Genomic DNA, 20,332 nt, shown 5'->3' with positions numbered 1-20,332 from the left:
AGGCAAACCTAACAGCTGTGAGCGCTGGCGACGTAGGTTGAAGGTTTAACAGCCACTTCCTGACGCCCGGAAGCCGACAACTGCGCCTTATCTGATCCCGTCACGGATCATGTAGCCCGCGCCACGGATCGTGTGCAGCAGCGGCCGCTCGAATCCCTTGTCGATCTTGGAGCGCAGCCGCGAAATGTGCACGTCGATCACGTTGGTCTGCGGATCGAAATGATAGTCCCAGACGTTCTCCAGCAGCATGGTGCGCGTCACCACCTGGCCGGCATGTTTCATCAAGTATTCGAGCAGGCGGAATTCGCGCGGCTGCAGCGTCAGCTCGTCCTTGCCGCGGGCGACGCGGTGGGAGAGCCGGTCGAGCTCGAGATCGCCGACGCGGTAGAGCGTGTCCTCGGCCGGCCCGCCGCGGCGGCGCGACAGTACCTCGACCCGGGCAAGCAGCTCGGCGAAGGAATAGGGCTTTGGCAGATAGTCGTCGCCGCCGGCGCGCAGGCCCTTGATGCGGTCGTCGACCTGCCCGAGCGCGGAGAGAATCAGCACCGGCGCCGTGTTGCCCTTGTCGCGCAGCGCGCCGATCAGCGACAGGCCGTCGCGCTTGGGCAGCATGCGGTCGACCACCAGCACGTCGTAATCGCCGTTCTCGGCCATGGCGAGGCCTTCCTCGCCGTCAGCGGCGTGGTCGGCAATGTGCCCGACCTCGCGAAACGCCTTCACGAGATAGTCGGCGGATTCGCGGTCGTCTTCGATAATGAGGAGGCGCATCGTGCGTTCGGCGGCGGTCAAGGAGGTCAACCTTCTCTAAACATGGCGCGAGCGGCAATCGCATGCAAGCCGAGCGAGAGACTCTTGGTCCGAGAATCTGGGATCGAGAAAAAGGGCGGGCGGTGAAGCTGGGGGGACTCCACCGCCCTAGGCCTTCCGACGGAGGGGGGCGTAATTCCACCGGAAGGTAGACTGGGGAAGCGAACGTTACGCTGCTCCCCCGAAGGGCGCCGACGGCGGGGGCGACTGATGCCGGCGACACCCTTCATCTCGTGAGGCTCCTGAGGGCCTAGCCCTTGGCGATGGGCACTGCGACGAAGCGCGACTGGCCGCCGCTCTTCACCCGCATCAGGACGCTGTTCTTGTTGTCGGTCCGCGCCGTGTTGATGGCGTCACGGACTTCGCCGGCGGTGGCCACGCTCTTGCCGCCGACTTCGAGGATCACGTCGCCTTCCTTGAAGCCGCGTTCGGCCGCGGCGCTCTTCGGATCGACCTCGGTGACCACGACGCCTTCCTTGCCGGCGCCGGCCACGGAATTCGCGGGGGCAACGGTCATGCCGAGCTTCGGCACGTCGGTGCCCTTGCTCGCACCCTTGCCGCTGTCCTTGTCGAGGTCGGCCTTGGCCTCGACCGTGTTCGGCAACTGGCCGAGCGTCATGTTCACGACCTTGTCCTGGCCCTTGTGCAGCACGTTGAGCTTCACGGTCGCACCAGGCGCCATGCCGCCGATGGTGCGGGCGAGTTCGCGGGCATCCTTGACGGCTTCACCGTTGACCGCGGTGATGACGTCGCCGGACTCGATGCCGGCCTTCGCAGCCGGACCGTTCGCCTGCGGCTCCGCCACCAGCGCGCCTTCGGCCTTCTTCATGCCGAGGCTGTCGGCGATGTCGGAGGTGACAGGCTGGATCTGCACGCCGATCCAGCCGCGGCTGACCGAGCCCTTGTCCTTGAGCTGGGCCACCACGCTCTTCACGGTGTTGGCGGGAATCGAGAACGCGATACCGACGCTGCCGCCGGACGGCGAGTAGATCGCGGTGTTGACGCCCATCACTTCGCCGTTGGTGTCGAAAGCCGGACCGCCGGAATTGCCCTTGTTCACGGGCGCGTCGATCTGGATGAAATCGTCATAGGGACCGTTGCCGATGTCGCGGCCGCTGGCCGAGACGATGCCGGCGGTCACAGTGCCGCCGAGACCGAAGGGATTGCCGACCGCAAGCACCCAGTCGCCGATCCGCGGCTTGGCGTCGGCAAGCTTGGCGAACGGGAAGTTCGAGCTGCCCTCGACCTTGATCAGAGCGAGGTCGGTACGCTGGTCGGTGCCGATCACCTTGGCGGTGTAGGTCTTGCCGTCGTCGGTGGTGACCTCGACCTTGTCGGCGCCGTCGACCACGTGGTTGTTGGTCACGGCGAAACCGTCGGCCGAGATGAAGAAGCCGGAGCCCTGGCCCTGCACGACGCGGCCACGGCCGCCGCCCTTCAGACCGGGGACGCCGTCCGGACCGCCGAAGCGGCGGAAGAAGCGCTCCATCGGCGAGCCCGGCTGGAACGGCGACTGCGCGTCGTCGCCATCATCGTTGCTCGCGGTCTTTTCCTTGATGTTGACCTTCACCGAGATCACCGACGGCTTCACCCGCTCGACGATGTCGGCGAAACCGACCGGACGTTCGACCTTCCGAACCTCGTTGTTGACCTGCGCATGCGCCGGGCTCGAGATCAGGTCGGCGGGCGACATCGACGGGCCGAAGCCGTAGACGGCGGCGCCGAGGCCGGCGACGACCGAGGCCATCAGCGCGAACTTGCGCGCGGAAAACACCGACCGGCGGGGCTGCCGGTTGGACGGAAGGTGCGAGAGGTCGGGACGGTCGGTCATGCAGAGATCTCCAGGGCCTTGAAATCCATTTGGTGCCGGATGGCGGCACGTTACGGCCCTGAACATGGGGGCTCCCGCCTTACCGTGCGCTGGCGGCGGGGTTAAACTTTCGTAATGAAGGGACGATGCTGATGCGGCAGTTTATCGCAGGCCGAAAGTTATGATCTTACAGGAACTTAATTGAGTTCCCGCAACGGCGCAGCAGAGCCCTTTCGGGCGTTCTCAGCTGGCCCTGACGCTGACGATGAACTCGTCGACTTCGCGCTTCAGGGTCTCGGCCTGCTGCGACAGGTCGACGGCGGAATCGCGCGCCTCGGCCGCCATGCGGCCGGTCTCGGCCGAGGTCGAGGTGATCTGGCCGATGTGATTGGAAACGTCGAGCGTGCCGCGCGCGGCGTCCCGGACGCTGCTGGTGATCTCCTGCGTGGCGTTGCGCTGCTGGGCGGTGTCGACCTCGATGCCGGACATGATGGACGAGATCTCCGACAGCGTCTTGGAGATGCCGTCGATCGCGCCGCGGGTTTCCGCGGTAATGGCCTGGATGCTGCCGACATGGGAGGTGATCTCCTCCGTCGCCTTGCTGGTCTGGTGCGCGAGGCTCTTCACCTCGGAAGCGACCACGGCAAAGCCCTTGCCGGCATCGCCGGCCCGCGCCGCCTCGATGGTGGCGTTGAGGGCGAGCAGATTGGTCTGCGAGGCGATGGCCTGCACGAGCTGCACGACCTCGCCGATCTTGTCGGCGGCATCCGACAGCGTGTGGATGGTGTCGCGGCTCTTCTCGGCCTGGGTCGCCGCGCCTTCGGCGCGCTGGGTCGCATCGGTGACGCGGCGGCTGATCGTGCCGATCGAATTCGTCATCTCCTCGGCGGAGCCCGCGACCGTCTGGACGCTGGCGCTGGCCTGGCTCGCGGCGCTCGCCACCGCATTGGCCTTGGTGCTGGTGTCGTTGGCGGTCCGCGACAGCGTTTCCGCGTTGCTCTTCAGATGCACGGCCGAGGACGCCACGCTGTCGACGACGCTGGCGACGAGGTCGTTGAAGCGCTTGATCCGGTCGTCCAGGAATTTCGACCGCTCGGCCTGGTGTTGCGCCTCGCTCAACTGCTGCTCGGTGAGACGGCACCGCTCGAGGCCATTGGTCTTGAACACCTCCAACGCGCCGGCCAGCAGGCCGATCTCGTTGGTGCCGCCAAGACCCGGAACGGACGTCTCGAATTTCTGGTCGGCAACCTCGCGCATCGCATGCACGATCGCCGCCAGCGGGCTGAGGATGCCGTTGCGCACGGCAAACCAGGTGGTGAGGCAGATCGCGATGGCGACGACCGCGATCACGCCGCAGGCGATCAGAAACCAGGAGAACGCGGCCTGCGCCTGCTGGTAGATCTGCATGGCATGGTCGCGCGCCGGGCCGCTCAGCGCGGCGAAATCCGACGACAGGCTGGTGATCTCGTTGTCGAGGTAGAGCACCGCGACGAAGCCGGTGCCGCCGCCGATGCCCAGCAGGAACAATAATGCAGCGACGACGGCGCCGACCAGGAAGCGGATCGTCAGATTGCTGTTCGCGAACATGGGGGACTCAAAGTCTGGAATCGAATTTCGGCACAAGCTTCCAGACAAAGGTCAACAGAGCATGAAACACGCAGCGACCCGCGGCCTACGTATCACTACGTAGGCTAGGACGATTTCGCTTCGTCCGACATCAAGGCGGCGAGCCGCGCTTCTTCTTCCGGCGTGAGCGGCGGAGCTGGTACGTCTGCACCACTGCGCGAGCGACGCCGGATCTGCAGCCACAGCGCCAGGCCACCGCCGATCAGCAGCACCGGCGCGAGCAGCCACAGCAGCATGGTCTGCCGTTCGAAACGCGGCTTCAGCAGCACGAACTCGCCGTAGCGCGCGACCAGGAAGTCGAGCACCTGCGAATTGCTGTCGCCGGCAGCGATACGCTCGCGCACCAAAAGCCGCAGGTCACGTGCCAGCGGCGCATCGGAATCGTCGATCGACTGGTTCTGGCAGACCATGCAGCGCAGCTCGCGCGACAATTCACGCGCACGCCCCTCCTTCGCGGGATCGGACATGATCTCGTCGGGCTGCACGGCGTAGGCCGCAGGCAGAGCCAGCAGCATCAACGCGACGAACGCGGCCATCATCCGGCGCATCGGATCACTCCGCGGGCTGCAGGCGCTGCTTGGCCCGCGCCGGCTTCGGCGCGCCGACCCGCAGACGCCGGTCGGACAGCGACAGCACGCCGCCGAACGCCATCAGCACCGGTCCCCACCAGATCAGGAGCACCAGCGGCTTGTGATAGATGCGCACGGCAATGGCGCCCTCGGCATTGGCATCGCCCAGCGAGATGTAGAGCTGGCTCGCACCGCGGGTCAGCAGCGCGGCCTCCGTGGTGGAGGAGCCGCGGGTGGTGAAGCTGCGCTTGGACGGCGTCATGACGCTCAGCGTCTCGCCGTCGCGGCTGACGTTGAACTCGGCGATCATCTCGCGGTAATTCGGGCCCTGACGCTGGAATAGCCCGTCGAGCTTCACATCGTAGCCGGCGACATGGGCGACGTCGCTCTGCTTCATGGTCGCGATATATTCGCTGTTCCAGGTGGTCTCGCAGACGATCCCGATCAGCGCGACGCCGAGGCCGGCATGCGCGAACGCCGTGCCCCAGGCCGAACGCGGCAGGCCGCGCGCCCGGTGCAGCACTGTCGTGAACGGCAGCCGCACGAGACCGGTCCGTTCGACGATATCGGTGACGGCCCCGGCGATGACGAAGACGCCAAGCCCGATCGCGAGCGGCGCAAGCGTACTACCGCCGCTTGCCCAGCCCCAGACGATGGCAACGGTGACGAGCCCGGCAACGCCGGCCGCGAGCAGGCGCTGGGTGACGCCGAGCAGATCGCTGCGCTTCCACGCCAGCATCGGCCCGAACGGCACCGCGAGCAGCAGCATGGCAAACAGCGGCGCGAAGGTGAGGTTGTAGAACGGCGCACCGACCGACATCTTGAAGTCGGCGAGCATCTCCATCGCCAACGGATAGAGCGTGCCGAACAGAACGACCGCGCAGGCCACCGTGAGCAGCAGATTGTTCAGCACCAGCGCGCCCTCGCGCGAGATCGGCGCGAACAGGCCGCCTTGCTTCAGCGACGTTGCGCGGCCCGCGAACAGCGACAGGCTGCCGCCGATGAACAGGCAGAGGATCAGCAGGATGAACACGCCGCGGGTCGGATCGGTGGCGAAGGCGTGCACCGAGGTGATGACGCCGGAGCGTACCAGAAAGGTACCGAGCAGCGACAGCGAGAAGGTCAGGATCGAGAGCAGGATGGTCCAGACCTTCAGCGCGTTGCGCTTCTCCATCACCAGCGCCGAATGCAGCAGCGCGGTGCCGGCCAGCCACGGCATCAGCGAGGCGTTCTCGACCGGATCCCAGAACCACCAGCCGCCCCAGCCGAGCTCGTAATAGGCCCAATACGAGCCCATCGCGATGCCGAGGGTGAGGAATATCCAGGCCACCAGCGTCCACGGCCGCACCCAGCGCGCCCAGGCCGCGTCGATCCGCCCCTCCATCAGCGCCGCGATGGCGAAAGAGAACGAGATCGAAAAGCCGACATAACCGAGATAGAGCATCGGCGGATGCACGGCGAGGCCGATGTCCTGGAGCACTGGATTGAGATCGCGTCCCTCGATCGGCGGATTGGCGATGCGCAGGAACGGGTTCGAGGTCACCAGGATGAAGAGGTAGAAGGCGCTGGCGATCCAGGCCTGCACGGCCAGCACATGCGCGCGCAACGACAGCGGCAGATTGTTGCCGAAGGCGGCGACGAGCCCACCGAACAGCGCGAGGATCGACACCCACAGCAGCATCGAGCCTTCATGGTTCCCCCAGACGCCGGTGATCTTGTAGAGCAGCGGCTTCATGGAGTGGGAATTCTCGTAGACGTTGGCGACGGAGAAATCCGAGTTCACGTGCAGCATCACGAGCGCGACGAACGAGGCGCCGACGAACAGCAGCTGCGCCAGCGCGGTGGAGCGCGCCACGTTCATCAGGGCGACATCGCCGAGGCGGGCGCCGATCAACGGTACGACGGACTGGATCAGTGCAAGGCCAAGCGCCAGCACCAGTGCGTAATGTCCTGACTCCGCGATCACCGCACGGCTCCCTGCGGATTGCCCTGCGCGGTCGTTGCCGCAGGCTTTGCGCCATCGGAAGCCTTGCCGTTTTCAGAAGCCTTGCCGTTTTCAGAAGCCTTGCCGCCGTAATCGTCCTTCCAGTGCCCCTGCTTCTTCAGGGCATCGGCAACGTCCTTGGGCATGTAGGTCTCGTCATGCTTGGCAAGGACAGTGTCGGCCTTGAACACGCCGTTGGCATCGAGCGCACCTTCGGCGACGACGCCCTGCCCTTCGCGGAACAGGTCGGGCAAAATGCCCTTGTAGGCAACCGGCAGCTTGGCGCCGCCGTCGGCGACTTCGAACGTCACCGCAAGATTGTCGCCGCGCTGGAGCGAGCCCGGCTGCACCAGCCCGCCGAGGCGAAACCGCTTGCCGGGCTCAACGTGCTTCTCGGCGACCATCGTCGGCGTCGAGAAGAACACGATGGAGTCGCGCAATGCGTTGAGCACCAGCGCGGCCGCGAGCGCAAGCACGGCGAGCGAACCGCCGATGATGGTCATACGTCGCTGCTTGCGCGTCATGGCTTATCCGTTCTCTGCTCGTCTCGTCGCAACATCGTCATCCGTCGAGCCCAAGCGTCTTGAGGCCTTCGTTGAGCTGGCGCAGCCGCTCGCCATCCTTGGCGACTGCCTGACGGGCGTCGGTTGACGCGCCCATCGCCTTGTCGCGATCGCCCATCACGAGATAGGCGCGCACCAGGCGCAGCCAGCCCTCGACGTCGTCGCCGTTCTGCTTCAGCCGCGTCGCGAGACGCTCGACCATGCCGCGCACCATGGCGTTGCGATCGCCCTCGGCCATATCCTTGGAGGCGTCGATGGTCTCGTCCGACAGCGCCGGCATCGTAGCGTCACCGCCGCCGACCCGCGCGAGCGAGGTCTGCACCAGGCGACGCCACGGCGCATCCGCCGGCGCTTTCGTGAGCAGCGCGCGCCAGATGTTGGCGGCATCGTCCTTGCGGCCGTCCTGCTCGGCGGCGAGGCCGAGGAAATAGTTCGCCTTGGGATCGTCGGCGTCCAGCGCATGCGCGCGCTCGAATTCGGTCTTGGCTTCGGCGGTCACCACGCCGCCGGCGGCGGCCGCGATCGCTTCGCCGAGATCGGACCGGCGCTCTGCGCTCTCTCCATTGTAGGTGAGCGAGTTGCGATAGGCGCGCGCCGCATCGTCGAAGCGGCCGAGCCGCTGCAGCACCGGCCCAAGCACGTTCCAGCCGCGCCCGTCGGTCGGATTCTTTTCCAGATGCTGCTCGACCTGCACGACGAGATTCTCGAGCGACTGCGCCATGCCCGTCCCGGAGCCGCGCTCGCGCTGCGCCAGCGGAAAGTCCTGAAGCCTGGGCGAGCCAAGCGGCATGTAAACGGCGATCGCAACGAGCGGCAGGCCGGCAAGCGCCAGCACGGCCGCAGCGCGGCGCCAGTTGAGGCTCGATGTCGAAGCCAATGCGGGCTCGCTGCCCGCGGCGGCAAGCAGCCTGCGGCTGATCTCGACGCGCGCGGCCTCGGCTTCGGGCGCTGCAATCAGCCCCGCGGCAAGGTCACGCTCGACCTCGGCCAGCTGGTCCTTGTAGACCGCGACTTCGCTGCCCTGATTTTGGCTGTCCTGATCTTGCGCACGCCCGCTACGGCCGAGCGGCAAGAGCACGGCGAAAATCGCCGCGACCGTCATCAGCGCGAACACGAACCATAGCGTCATCTGGCAAGCTTCCGGCAGCGCATGAACCGCGCCCATAGGTGGCTTTACACCACGGCCGGACAATGCGGCAATTGACAATTGTCAATTCGCCGCGACCGCACACAGTCCCGAAACGGTGACAATCCAACGGCTTAGCCGATCTCGAACTCGGCGCTTTGCGCCGCGTCCTCGCCATGCCCGTTAAAAGCCTTCAGGAAGTATGTTCCCGGCGTGATTGCTTCCGGCAGCCTGATGCGCAGCGCTCCGACCGGAACCGGAGATGCGACCCTGGTGACCGTCTCAGGCAGTTGCCGACCGCTTGCCTTCTCGACCAGCACCACCTTCGCGCCGACCATCAGTCTTTGGTATTTGGCAACAACGACGCGGTTCTCGAGTTCGATGGAGCTGATAACGGGTTTCATGCGCCCACAAAAAGAAATCCCCGGGACTTGCACGAAGACCGTAGGGCCGGCCACCGGAACCGTCAACCTCAAATTGTGATTACGAAAATATGCGCCTTGGATCAGCTGGCGCGTGACGATTTGCGCTCGCCCGTCGCCGCGTTCTCCGCGGCGCGGCTCATCAGCGAGGCGTAATCGTCGCCGAACAGCACCTGGCAGAAGCGGATCGCGGCCTGAACCTGCTGCTGGCGATAGGTGCGGACCTTGTGATCGGCGGCGCGTAGCGACTGCACCAGCTGCTCGGTCGACCGTTCGACATATTGCTGGAGGTCGGAATAGGTGCGCAGCGTCACTTCGTTGATCGCAAGTTCGCTCGCGTAGTTGCGGCAGGTCGCGACGAAATCGATCAGCGCCACGGTCTCCTCGACCTCGGTGCTGTCGATCCGCGCCCCCGGCGGAATGTCCTTCTCGGCGCGCTGGCGCAGGATGCGGCGAACGCGGCCGGGAACGCTGTCGATCTCGGATTGCAGCGCATTGGAGATGTCGGCCCGGATCGAGGTCAGCTGCTTGCCCCAGGCCGAATCGTTGCGCAGATCGAGCTCGGTGCGCAGGCCGCGCACGCCGTCATGCAGCGTCTTGAGATTGCCGGCGACGTTGTCGAAATGACCGCGCTTGATGTCCATGCGCAGGATCGCGGCAACACAGGACAGGTCATGCAGCGCGATCGTGACGGCGGCGCCGTAAGGCGTGGCCGCGACGCGGATCTCGTCGTCCGACGCGGCAATCTTGATGGCGAGGCGGATGATCTGCCACGGCGCGGTCATCCGCTGCACGACGATCGACAGCGCGAAGGGCAGCATCTGCGGCGTCTGGAGCACGGGAATGTTGAGCGCCGACGTCACCGAGACGATCTGGGGATCGCCGAACGCGCGCAGGGTGCGCGGCAGCTTCTCGTTCAGCGTGGCGATCGCGTCCCGGACCTGGAGCACCGCTCCGATCGAATAGAGGTCCTCGATCACGTTGGGCGGGCCAACCCGGGCCAGCGCGCGCGACTTGTCGCCGCCGCCCGGCCCCGTCAGCTCGAAGATGGCGTCCGCGGCCACCGCCTGGAGCCTCGAGGCCAGCGCCTCGACCTGCCCTGCACTGTCAGCCGGTATGCGCGCCAGCGCGGCCTCGAATTCGTTGACCTTGTCAGGGGCGCCGCCGCGGCCGAGCCATTGCCAGATCGGATGCAGCGAGGACCGGCGGATCTGGCCGACCCGGATCGGGGTGCTCGCCTCGACCAGGAACGGTTCCAGCGCCTGGAACAACAGCCGCGACAGATCGTCGGTGCGCGGCGGCGGGGCCTCATCGGCTTCGGTCTTGCGGACGATCTTGCGCAGCTGCTCGAGCACGAGGGTGGCGACGGCCGTGTCCTGGCCGCGCTCCAGCGCGCGCTCGAACTCCCGCATCAGCAGCGCCTGCGCCTGCGGCGGGAGCTGCGCGAGATATTCCCTCAGCCGCTCGATCGATGTCTGGCTCATGCGTCCGGGTAATGCACGGTAAAATGGCGGACATGGGATGCGTCCGGGCGCGATCTTAGGCGGTCCCCACTTAAGAAGCCGTTTAGGAAGTGGCCCAGAATGCCCCCGGTTTGCCCTGGAGGAGGATCGGTCACGGCGAAAAACCTTGTCGGAACAAAGGATTATATTCCCGGGAGGACCAGCTCGGCCCGCAAGCCCCCGGTCGGCGCACCGCCGAGCGTGAGGTTGCCGCCATAGAGCGCGGCAAGGTCCGTCACAATGGACAGCCCCAGCCCTGAACCCGGCTTGGACTCATCTAGCCGCTGGCCGCGCCGGGAGACCTGGGCGCGCTCGGCCTCAGACAGGCCGCGGCCGTCGTCATCGACGATGATCCGCAGACGCAGACCCGCCCCCGCCTGGTGAGGCGTCTCCACCAGAACCTCGATGAAGACGCGCGAGGCCGCCCATTTGCAGGCGTTGTCGACGAGATTGCCGACCATCTCCTCCAAATCCTGCCGCTCCCCCCTGAACTTGGCCGACGGATCCGCCTTGGCCTCGACGACGATGCCGCGATCGCGATGGATCTTCTCCATGGTCCGCCGCAGCGCCTCGATCGTCGGCGCGACCTCCGTCACCGTCGCGACCACCGAGACCCGCGCCGCGATGCGCGCGCGCTCCAGATGATGAGCGACCTGGTCGCGCATCACGTCCGCCTGCTCCATCACCTTGGCGGCGAACGGATCGGCCGCGTGGACACCGGCCTCATTGACGATGACCGAGAGCGGCGTCTTGATCGCGTGTGCGAGATTGCCGACATGGGTGCGCGCGCGCTCGACGATCTCGCGATTGGCCTCGATCAGCGCGTTGGTCTCGCGCGCCAAAGGCGCAATCTCGACCGGAAATTCGCCCTCGAGCCGTTCCGCCCGCCCCGAACGAATGTCGGCAATCGACTCCGAGATCCGCTTGAGCGGTGCGAGACCAAAGCGGACCTGGAACACGGTCGTCAGCAACAGCACGATGCCGAGCGCGGTGAAGGTGCCGCCGAGATAGTAGTCGAAGCTGCGCGTCTCGTCGAAAATCTCGGTGTCGTCGCCGGCGACACTGACGAGATATTTGCCGTCGCCGCCGAGATCGACGGGACGCTCGACCATGCGCAGGTTCTGGCCTTCGGGACCATCGACATAAGAGAGCCGGATGCCGGCAGCGGTGAGCTCGGTGCCCTGCTCCTCCAGCTTCGGCAGCTTCTTGTCCCAGAGCGAGCGCGAGGATCGCACCTCCGGCTTTTCAGTGTCGGTCCGCGTGATCTGCCAGTACCAGCCGGACAGCGGCAGCTCGAACAGGGGCTCGCCGAGCGACTGGAACTGGCGGTCCGGCGGCTCGTCGGGGGTGGCGACCTCGGCGATCAGGGTGCGGAGATAGAGATTGAGCCGGCGGTCGAAGGCGCGCTCGGTGGCGTTCTTGTAGACCGACGACAGCACGACGCCGGTGATCGCCAGGATCACCACGAGCCACGCCGTCGCCGACAGAAACAGTCGGTTGGCAAGTGAGCTAGCAGCCATCGGAAGGATCCCGGCAGGCGCGGGGTGACACGGCATCGGACGTCATAACCGGACCAAGGCCCCTGTTCGGCCGCCCGTCAAGCCCAAGAGAGCTGAAGACCAGGGGCCTCAAGCGCCCGGTGCGGGCGGCGGGGTCAGGAGATAGCCGAGGCCGCGGACGGTCTGGATGATGTCGACGTCGAGCTTCTTGCGGATGCGGCCGACGAACACCTCGATCGTGTTCGAGTCGCGATCAAAATCCTGGTCGTAGAGATGCTCGACCAGCTCGGTGCGTGACACCACGCGCCCGGAATGGTGCATCAGGTAGGCCAGAAGCCGATATTCGTGCGAGGTCATCTTGACGGGATTGCCGGAGACGCTGACCCGGCCGGTCCTGGTGTCGAGAGTGACGGGGCCGCAGCTGAGCTCGCTCTGGGCGTGGCCGGTCGAGCGTCGCAGCAGCGCGCGGATGCGTGCCAGCACTTCCTCCAGATGGAACGGTTTTGCGACATAGTCATCGGCGCCGGCATCGAAGCCCTGGACCTTGTCGCTCCAGCGGTCGCGCGCCGTGAGGATCAGGACAGGCATGGTGCGGCCGTTGCGGCGCCAGGCCTCCAGCACCGAGATGCCGTCCTTCTTCGGCAAGCCGATGTCGAGCACCACGGCGTCGTAGGGCTCGTTGTCGCCGAGATAGTGCCCCTCCTCTCCGTCGAAGGCGCGATCGACGACGTAGCCGGCGTCGGTCAGCGCCTTGGTGAGCTGGCGATTGAGATCCGGGTCGTCCTCAACAACAAGCAGGCGCACGCTTCTCTCCAGAAATAGGCTGCACGATCGATCGCCAGATGAGCAATTCCGGCGTGAACTGAATATGAACGCGGGGAACCAGCGCCTTACATTTTAGTCATATACTTTTTGGTCATATACGATGTCGTGCGCCGACGCGACTGCGCCCGCCAGGCAGCCGGAAGAGCCGGCGGCATGGCGGGCGCAATGTGCCGCGTTACGCGGCGAGTCGGAAGGTCCGGAGCGATCCGGCCGTCAGGTCCGGAAGAACACGAACCAGATGACGGCGAGGATCAGGATCGCAAGCCCGGTCGAAATGGCGAGCAGCGCCGCCACCGAAGGCCCGGGCTCGCCCTGGCGCGCCTCGGTTGCGGTTTCGACGATCCGGTTCTGCTCTCGCGTGGTAGCCATGATGCCCTCAATCTCTGCGTGCCGCCCCGGTGACCGCGACGCCTCGCAGTCTTGTCTGGAGCCAACGCCCGATCAGATATGATGTTCCGGCCGTTGCCGTCCGATTGGGCGGCAGCCGCGCGCCGGCGGCCGGTTAACGCCGTTGCAAGATTCCGCGCCGAGCCGTGTATGATTCGGTGTTCCCGGATGGTATCCTCGTCCTCTGTCCCCGTTGCGTTTGGAGTAGCCCATGGCCCCCCGCGCCAATTGGAAGGGTTTTTTGCGTTTGTCGCTGGTGACCTGCCCGGTCGCGCTGTATCCGGCCACTTCGGATACCGAGAAAGTCTCGTTCAACCAGATCAACCGCAAGACCGGTCACCGGATCAAATACCTCAAGGTCGACGCCGAGACCGGTGACGAGGTCACCTCCGAGGACATCGTCAAGGGCTACAAGGTCGACACCGACACCTATATCGAGGTCACCAAGGACGAGCTCGACGACATCGCGCTGGACTCGACCCACACGATCGAGATCGACGAGTTCGTGCCGAAGACCGACATCGACAACCGCTACCTGATCCGCCCCTATTACCTCGTGCCGGACGGCAAGGTCGGCCACGATGCCTTTGCGGTGATCCGCGAGACCATCCGCAGCATGGACAAGGTCGCGATCGGCCGCGTGGTGCTGACCAATCGCGAGCATATCATCGCGCTGGAGCCGCTCGAGAGCGGCCTGATGGGCACGCTGCTGCGCTATCCCTACGAGGTCCGCAGCGAGCAGGAATATTTCGACGACATCCAGGACGTGAAGCTGACGAAGGACATGCTCGACCTCGCCAAGCACATCGTCGAAAAGAAGTCCGGCGCGTTCGAGCCCGAGCTGTTCGAGGACCATTACGAGACCGCGCTGATCGATCTCATCAACAAGAAGCGCTCTGGCGCGCCGATCGCGGCCAAGGCCGCGCCGAAGACCGGCGGCAACGTCATCAACCTGATGGACGCGCTGAAGAAGAGCATCGCGAACGAGAAGGACGTTAGCCCCGCGGCGAAGGTCGCCAAGGAAGCTGTCAAGGGCAAGAAGCCGAAGAAGCGCGTCGAGGGCCAGCGCGAGATGCTGCTGCCGATATCAGGCAAGGGCGGCAAGGACGCCGCGGCGAAGACGGCCCCCAAGGAAGCTGCGAAGAAGGCCGACAAGCCGGTGCGCGCGCCGGCACGGACGAAGAAGGCCGGCTAGCGGCATCGCATCCACGATTGCCCCGTGATGTTTCCTCTCGCCGATCGACCGGCCTGACATGCCCTGGTCGGCGGCATTCGACGATCCCATTTCCTTGCGCGGCGGGCGCAAGCTGCGAACGCTGCAGGAGGCGGCCGATCACATCATGCGGCTCCCCGAGGAGGCACAGCATGCCGTCCACTGGCAGACCGCGATCGAGACCCTCATCAACGCCGCCGAGACCGGCGGCGGCTGGATGATGTTCGCCCGCATCGCGATGTTGCGGGCCCTGAACGCGGACATCAGTCCCAAGTGAGGCTTTGGTCGCGGCCGCGCTTCGCGGACTCTGCCCTCCGGTGCCTCGCCGGCCCCGTTGAAGAACAGCCTCAACAATCCGTTAAGCCGCACCATCCGTTTTCAGGCCGTCGTGCTCCAACGCTCTCGTAGAGCCCTGCCGGGAGGCTTGATCACGTTCTGAAAGGGGGCGGTGACGCCGCCAATGCACCCGAATTGGGTGACGAAACCTTAAGTCAAACGATGGCAACATATGAAGCCGCAGATGAAGACCATTCGGCCAGCGCTTTGACGCGCGCGAAAATGTTAGTGAAGCAATTTACCATTCCGAAAACGGCGCCAGCCTACATTGGACGGACGAACAGGAGTTGACGATGGCTTTGTTCAGGTCATTTCTTGCCGATGAAAATGCTGCCACCGCTATCGAGTATTGCCTGATCGCCGCCGGCATCGCGCTCGCGATCGTCACCATCGTGAACAACACGGGCAGCGCGCTCCTGAACAACAAGTTCAACGCGATCCAGACGGCCGTGAAGTAGTCCTTCCACCCGGCCAGACACGACCTCCCGACTTCGCTGACATCGACACAGCCTTCGGCCCCTTGCCGCGGCATTCCGGATCGCTGCGCTCATGCTGATGCGTGTGCGCGACGGCGCATCGCGCCCTGCCCTCGCCCAGCAACATGATCTGAGTCAAGGGTATCGAGATAGCGACGGCTAAACATGGAGGACGAGTCCTCCTCTGCCGGCCTGTCCATGCATCCAGACCTCCCGCGCTCCCAGCTCAAGATCCGCCGCGTCCGCCTCGATACCGGCCGCGAGAACGTCGTCGTCATTTCCCGACAATCGAAGGCATTGCGCGCGGAACTCTTTCGCGGCTTCAGCCGCGTCGAGCTTCGCCTCGATGGCAAGGTGCTGCTGGCGACACTGCTGATCACCGACGACGACACGCTGGCAGCCGCGGACGAGATCGGCCTCTCCGAGCCTGCGTTCCGGCGCTTCGGGCAAGCCAGCGGCACGCTGGTCACGGTCACGCCCGCCTCGCCTCCGGACAGCCTGGAAGCGGTGCGCGCGAAGATCCACGGGCGAACCTTGAGCCAGGACGAGATCGGCGCCATCATCAACGACCTTGCACATTATCGCTACTCGGACATGGAGATCGCCGCCTTCCTGATCGGTTCGGCGAGCTTCATCACCAGCGACGAGCTTCTGGCCTTGACCGGGGCGATGGCCCAGGCCGGCACGCAGCTGGTCTGGCCGGCCCCTGTTGTCGTCGACAAGCATTGCATCGGCGGCATCCCTGGCAATCGCACCTCGATGGTCGTGGTGCCGATCGTCGCCGCGCACGGCCTGCCGATCCCGAAGACCTCCTCGCGCGCCATCACCTCGCCTGCAGGCACGGCCGACACGATGGAGGTCCTGGCGCGCGTGAATGTCGGCGTCGAGGAGATGAAGGCGATCGTCTCGGCCTGCAATGGCTGCCTGATCTGGGGCGGACACGTGAACCTGTCGCCGGCCGACGACGTCCTAATCTCGGTCGAGCGTCCCCTCAGCCTCGATACCCGCGAACAGATGGTCGCTTCCATCATGTCCAAGAAGATCGCGGCCGGCTCGACGCATCTGTTGATCGACATTCCGGTCGGGCCGACCGCGAAGGTCACCAGTGCCGTCGAGGCGATGCGGCTGCGAAAACTGTTCGAATTCGTCGGCGACCGGTTCGGCCGCACCGTCGAAGTGATCACAACCGACGGAAGCCAGCCGATCGGCAACGGCATCGGGCCGGTGCTCGAAGCCAACGACGTCATGGCGGTGCTCGGCAACGACAAGGATGCGCCGCGCGACCTGCGCGAGAAATCGCTGCGGCTCGCCGCCCACCTCCTGGAATACGATCCGAAGCTGCGCGGCGGCGCCGGCTATGCGCGGGCGCGCGAACTGCTCGAGAGCGGCGCGGCGTTGAAGCAGATGCAGAAAATCATCGACGCGCAGGGCCCCTCGACATGCAGTACCGAACTGGGCTCGCTCAGCTTCGACGTCAAGGCCGCAAGTGACGGCGTCGTGTCCGCGATCGACTGCCTGCGCCTCAATCGCCTCGCCCGCACCGCCGGTGCACCGCTCGACAAGGGCGCCGGCATCCGCCTGTTCAAGAAGATCGGCGCCCGCGTCGAGCAAGGCGAGCCGCTCTACCGCGTCTACACCTTCGACCGCCCCGAGCACGATCTCGCGGCGAGCGCGGCCGCCGCAGACAGCGGCTATGCCATTGGCGGCAAGTCCGCCGGAGAATGACCGATGAGCATCACCGTTCGTTTCTGCGGCGCCGCCCGCACCGTGACCGGCTCGAGCTATTTGTTCCAGACCGCGACCGGACGCTTCCTGGTCGATTGCGGCCTGTTCCAGGGACAGAAGACGCTGAAGGAGCTCAACTACGGCGCCTTTCCCTTCCGTCCCGCCGACATTCAGGCGGTGCTGCTCACGCACGCGCATATTGATCACAGCGGGCTCTTGCCGAAGCTCGTGCGCGAGGGATTTGACGGACCGATCCTGGCGACGCGGGGCACGATCGACCTGTGCTCCTGGATGCTGCCGGACGCCGGCAGCATCCAGGAATCGGAAGTCGCACAGCTCAACCGGCGCAACGCCGCGCGCCGAGGCAGGCAAGTCGAACCGATCTACACGCAAGCCGACGCCACCGCATCGCTGCAATCGTTCCGCCCGGTCGACTATGAACGCTGGACCCGACGTGATGTCAGGCGTTCGCGCGCGCTACTGGAACGCCGGTCACCTGCTCGGCTCCGCCTCTATCGAATTGGAGTTCGACCAGGCCGACGGTCAGCGTCCGTTGCGCGTCCTGCTCTCCGGCGACGTCGGCCCGGAAGCAAAGCTGCTCCAGCCCGATCCCGAGGCTCCGGCGGACCTCGACTACGTCATCTGCGAGTCCACCTATGGCAACCGCGTGCGCGCCGCCACCACGCCCGAGCAGCGCCGGCAGCATCTTGCAGGCGAGATCCGCGATGCCGCAGCCGCCAGGGGCGCCCTGCTGATTCCGGCCTTCGCAGTCGAGCGGACCCAGGAGCTGATCGTCGACATCGTCGACCTCATGGAGCGCGGCGCAGTTCCGGCAGCGCCGATCTTTCTGGATTCCCCGCTCGCGATCCACGCGACGGAAGTGTTCCGCCAGCATGCCGCGAGCCTCGACCCCGCCGTGGACGTCGACCGCCTGCTCAACTCGCCGCACCTCAAATTCACCGAGACGGTCGCCGAGAGCAAGGCGATCATGCGCCTGACCGGCTTTCACATCATCATCGCCGCCAGCGGAATGTGCGACGCGGGCCGCATCCGCCATCACCTCAAGCGCTGGCTGTGGAACGAGCGCGCGACCGTGCTGCTGTCTGGCTTCCAGGCGCACGGCACGCTCGGCCGTTTCCTCCAGGACGGCGCCAAGGCCGTGCGGATCCAGGGCGAAGAGGTCAGGGTCGCGGCACGCATCCGCATGATCGACGAGTATTCCGGACACGCCGACGCCGCCGGCATCGCCGGCTGGATCGCGGCACGCCGTCCCATTGCTCGCGGCCTGTTCCTCACGCATGGCGAGCAGGACGCGATCGCGGGCCTTGCCGAACGGCTGGCCGAACGCATCATCCCGGCCGCGAAGATCTACCAGCCGGTGCTCGACGACGTCTACGAGCTCGCAAGCGCCGAGCCGCGCGTGCTCGACGTCGACCATCGCCGCCGGCTGGCGCCCGAGGCCGTGATCCGCCTCGACTGGCATAACGAGATGTCTGAGCTGATGCTCGACATCAGCGACAAGGTCGGAGCCGCCGCCGACGACCGCGCCCGCGGCGTCATCATCCGCAAGCTGCGGCGCGCGCTGCAGGAGAACGGGTAGAGGGACCTGGTTGGAGACGGTGCAAGCGATCGCCCACGCGATCTCTGGCGGGGCAAAATCGAACCCTCGTTAATGCGGCATTAGCGTTGCGCATACGGCAGCGGCGCCCGACTGCCGCGTGACGTTTGATCTTTACGATGTTCGCGTATGGCGTCGTGCCGTGCAATTGTGCCATTGCAGAGCCTGAGCTCGAACTCCAGCGACCGACGACATGGTTTCTTCCGACAGGTCGATCTCGACAATCCGCCCTGGTCTTGGCTCGGACCGATCCGTGGCCGTCGCCGTTTTTGCCATGCTGGCGGCCGTCTCGTTTCTACCGGTGCTGCTGGCTCCCATTCCCGCGATGGTCGATTATCCCAATCACCTCGCCCGCATGTACATTCTGAGCCAGAACGGCACCCCCGACGCCAATCCACATTACGAGGTGGCCTGGGCGTTCTATCCCAACCTTGGAATGGATCTGCTGGTCCCACAGCTGGCGCGGCTGATGAGCGTCGAGAACGCCACACGGCTGTTTCTTCTCATCAGCCAACTCTTGATCGTCGGGGGCGCGCTTCTGCTCGAACGGGCCCGGAAAGGACGTGTCCATCTCGCCGGCTTTGCGGCGCTCGCTATCCTTTACTGCCTGCCGTTCAGCTGGGGTTTTGTGAATTTCGAGTTCGGCCTCGGCCTCGCGCTCTCCGGCATCGCCGTCTACCTGATGCTGGCAGAGGGCCCCTGGCCACTGCGCTTCGTCGCCAACATGGTGTTCGTCGCCGCGCTGTATGCGGCGCATTTCTTCTCCCTCGGCATCTACGGCGCGACGCTCGGCCTTTACGAACTCTCGCGCATCCGCCATCAGCGAGCAGCGTACCCCGTCGCAGCCGCGCGGCTTGGCGCGCTGGCGCTGCCGGCGCTTGCCCTGTTTGCGGTCATGCAGATGACGGCGGGTTCGATCGGAAGCGAAGGCACGAGCTGGTTCCTCGCGTTCAAGCCGGTCTGGCCGCTGCGCATCATGAACGGCTACAATATGACGGTAGCGGCAGCGACCGGGTTGGCGCTGATGATCTCGTTGCTGTTCGCCGCACGACGCGGTCTCCTCAAGCTCGAGCCCGCCGGAATCTGGCTCGCAAGCGGCTTTGCGCTGCTCTACCTCGTCATTCCCTCAAAACTGTTCGGAACCTCGTTCGTCGACCTCCGCGTGATTCCCGCAGCGGCCCTGATCCTGCCGGCCTTCTGCTCGCTGTCGCTGCCGAGCCGTGCCTGGAGAATGGCCGCGCTCGCTACGATCGGCGGCATCACATTGCTCAATCTCGCCGTCGTCCTCGCGGTCTGGCTGCCTTACCGCGCCGACTATGCGGCGATCATCGAGTCGTTCCGCAAGATCGATCGCGGCTCACGCGTCCTGGTTGGCAGCACGGGCGACAATGGAGACCCGCCCTTCGCCGACCTCACCTCCTATCCAATGTTCTATGCGCCGACGCTGGCCGTGCATTACGCCAACGCGTTCGTGCCCAATCTATTCACGGAGGCGGGCAAGCAGCCGGTGCGGCCACGCGAGGGCGTGCGCCGTCTTGCCATTCCCTACGGAGGGCCTGTGCCGGCAGGCCTGCTTGCCGCGATCGCAACGAACCGGCCGCCGGCGGGCGTTCCGCCGTTTATCCGGACCTGGTACCAGGATTTCGACTATCTCTATGTGCTCGGGCCGCCGGCCGCGAACCCGCTGCCGGATCTGCTGGAGGTGCTGGATACTTCGGAGCGATTTGTTCTCTACAAGATCCGCCGCAGGTCCGAGACCGAAGCCGCGGCTGCACAGCATGGTTAATCGGGCATCACCACCCCGCTCCGCCTCCCGCCTCGATCGCCCAGGGCCCTAGATCCTT

The 20,332-nt window shown here is 65.6% G+C and carries 17 protein-coding genes and 1 pseudogene; 6 read left to right on the top strand and 12 right to left on the bottom strand.

Annotated elements, in window-relative coordinates:
• Positions 1-87 precede the first annotated feature (87 nt).
• The 12 genes from RAD15_RS31390 to RAD15_RS31335 all read right to left on the bottom strand — a co-directional run bounded on the left by RAD15_RS31390 (position 88) and on the right by RAD15_RS31335 (position 13,102).
• Entirely contained in the window at positions 88-768 is a 681-nt protein-coding gene (locus RAD15_RS31390; RefSeq protein ID WP_039185038.1) for a response regulator transcription factor, read from the bottom strand.
• A gap of 289 nt (positions 769-1,057) precedes the next feature.
• The gene (locus tag RAD15_RS31385) at positions 1,058-2,638 is read right to left on the bottom strand and encodes a Do family serine endopeptidase (protein ID WP_458182219.1); all 1,581 of its coding nucleotides are present in this window, start codon (positions 2,636-2,638) and stop codon (positions 1,058-1,060) included.
• 222 nt (positions 2,639-2,860) lie between these two features.
• Positions 2,861-4,204, bottom strand: coding sequence for a methyl-accepting chemotaxis protein (locus tag RAD15_RS31380; RefSeq protein ID WP_458182218.1), 1,344 nt, complete (start codon positions 4,202-4,204; stop codon positions 2,861-2,863).
• A gap of 104 nt (positions 4,205-4,308) precedes the next feature.
• On the bottom strand, positions 4,309-4,791 hold the full coding sequence (locus RAD15_RS31375) for a cytochrome c-type biogenesis protein (RefSeq protein ID WP_458182216.1): 483 nt from the start codon (positions 4,789-4,791) through the stop codon (positions 4,309-4,311).
• A 4-nt stretch (positions 4,792-4,795) separates the two neighbouring features.
• On the bottom strand, positions 4,796-6,778 hold the full coding sequence (locus tag RAD15_RS31370) for a heme lyase CcmF/NrfE family subunit (RefSeq protein ID WP_458182214.1): 1,983 nt from the start codon (positions 6,776-6,778) through the stop codon (positions 4,796-4,798).
• Positions 6,775-7,320 carry a cytochrome c maturation protein CcmE gene (gene ccmE, locus RAD15_RS31365; RefSeq protein WP_458182213.1) on the bottom strand — a complete coding sequence of 182 codons (546 nt, stop codon included), beginning with the start codon at positions 7,318-7,320 and terminating at the stop codon, positions 6,775-6,777. Before ccmE ends, RAD15_RS31370 begins: the two co-directional genes overlap by 4 nt.
• 37 nt (positions 7,321-7,357) lie before the next feature.
• Positions 7,358-8,488, bottom strand: coding sequence for a c-type cytochrome biogenesis protein CcmI (gene ccmI / locus RAD15_RS31360; RefSeq protein ID WP_458182212.1), 1,131 nt, complete (start codon positions 8,486-8,488; stop codon positions 7,358-7,360).
• Between the two features lie 131 nt (positions 8,489-8,619).
• Positions 8,620-8,889: a hypothetical protein gene (locus tag RAD15_RS31355; protein ID WP_458182248.1), complete on the bottom strand. Its 270-nt coding sequence runs from the start codon at positions 8,887-8,889 to the stop codon at positions 8,620-8,622.
• 101 nt (positions 8,890-8,990) lie between these two features.
• Complete coding sequence (locus RAD15_RS31350) at positions 8,991-10,391, bottom strand: hypothetical protein (protein WP_458182211.1); 1,401 nt, start codon at positions 10,389-10,391, stop codon at positions 8,991-8,993.
• A 161-nt stretch (positions 10,392-10,552) separates the two neighbouring features.
• Entirely contained in the window at positions 10,553-11,929 is a 1,377-nt protein-coding gene (locus RAD15_RS31345) for an ATP-binding protein (protein WP_458182210.1), read from the bottom strand.
• A gap of 108 nt (positions 11,930-12,037) precedes the next feature.
• Complete coding sequence (locus tag RAD15_RS31340) at positions 12,038-12,712, bottom strand: response regulator transcription factor (protein ID WP_011085905.1); 675 nt, start codon at positions 12,710-12,712, stop codon at positions 12,038-12,040.
• Positions 12,713-12,946: 234 nt separating this feature from the next.
• Complete coding sequence (locus tag RAD15_RS31335; protein WP_177242965.1) at positions 12,947-13,102, bottom strand: hypothetical protein; 156 nt, start codon at positions 13,100-13,102, stop codon at positions 12,947-12,949.
• A gap of 229 nt (positions 13,103-13,331) precedes the next feature.
• On the opposite strand from RAD15_RS31335, the gene ku reads away from it, so the two are divergent.
• From ku to RAD15_RS31305, 6 genes and pseudogenes are all read left to right on the top strand, one after another.
• A complete protein-coding gene (gene ku, locus RAD15_RS31330) occupies positions 13,332-14,315 on the top strand; it encodes a non-homologous end joining protein Ku (protein WP_458182208.1) in 984 nt (327 codons plus the stop codon).
• Between the two features lie 58 nt (positions 14,316-14,373).
• Positions 14,374-14,610 (top strand): hypothetical protein, encoded by a 237-nt coding sequence (locus tag RAD15_RS31325; RefSeq protein ID WP_458182207.1) that lies wholly within the window; start codon positions 14,374-14,376, stop codon positions 14,608-14,610.
• Between the two features lie 352 nt (positions 14,611-14,962).
• A complete protein-coding gene (locus tag RAD15_RS31320; RefSeq protein WP_458182206.1) occupies positions 14,963-15,127 on the top strand; it encodes a Flp family type IVb pilin in 165 nt (54 codons plus the stop codon).
• A 216-nt stretch (positions 15,128-15,343) separates the two neighbouring features.
• Positions 15,344-16,870, top strand: coding sequence for a thymidine phosphorylase family protein (locus RAD15_RS31315; protein ID WP_458182247.1), 1,527 nt, complete (start codon positions 15,344-15,346; stop codon positions 16,868-16,870).
• 3 nt (positions 16,871-16,873) lie between these two features.
• A pseudogene (locus RAD15_RS31310) lies at positions 16,874-18,470 on the top strand (MBL fold metallo-hydrolase).
• A 211-nt stretch (positions 18,471-18,681) separates the two neighbouring features.
• The gene (locus RAD15_RS31305) at positions 18,682-20,274 is read left to right on the top strand and encodes a hypothetical protein (RefSeq protein ID WP_458182205.1); all 1,593 of its coding nucleotides are present in this window, start codon (positions 18,682-18,684) and stop codon (positions 20,272-20,274) included.
• Positions 20,275-20,332 lie beyond the last annotated feature (58 nt).

Source organism: Bradyrhizobium sp. 14AA, from assembly GCF_054185205.1.
Note: the sequence above shows the minus strand (reverse complement) of the source record. Positions and strands in the feature narration are given on the sequence as shown.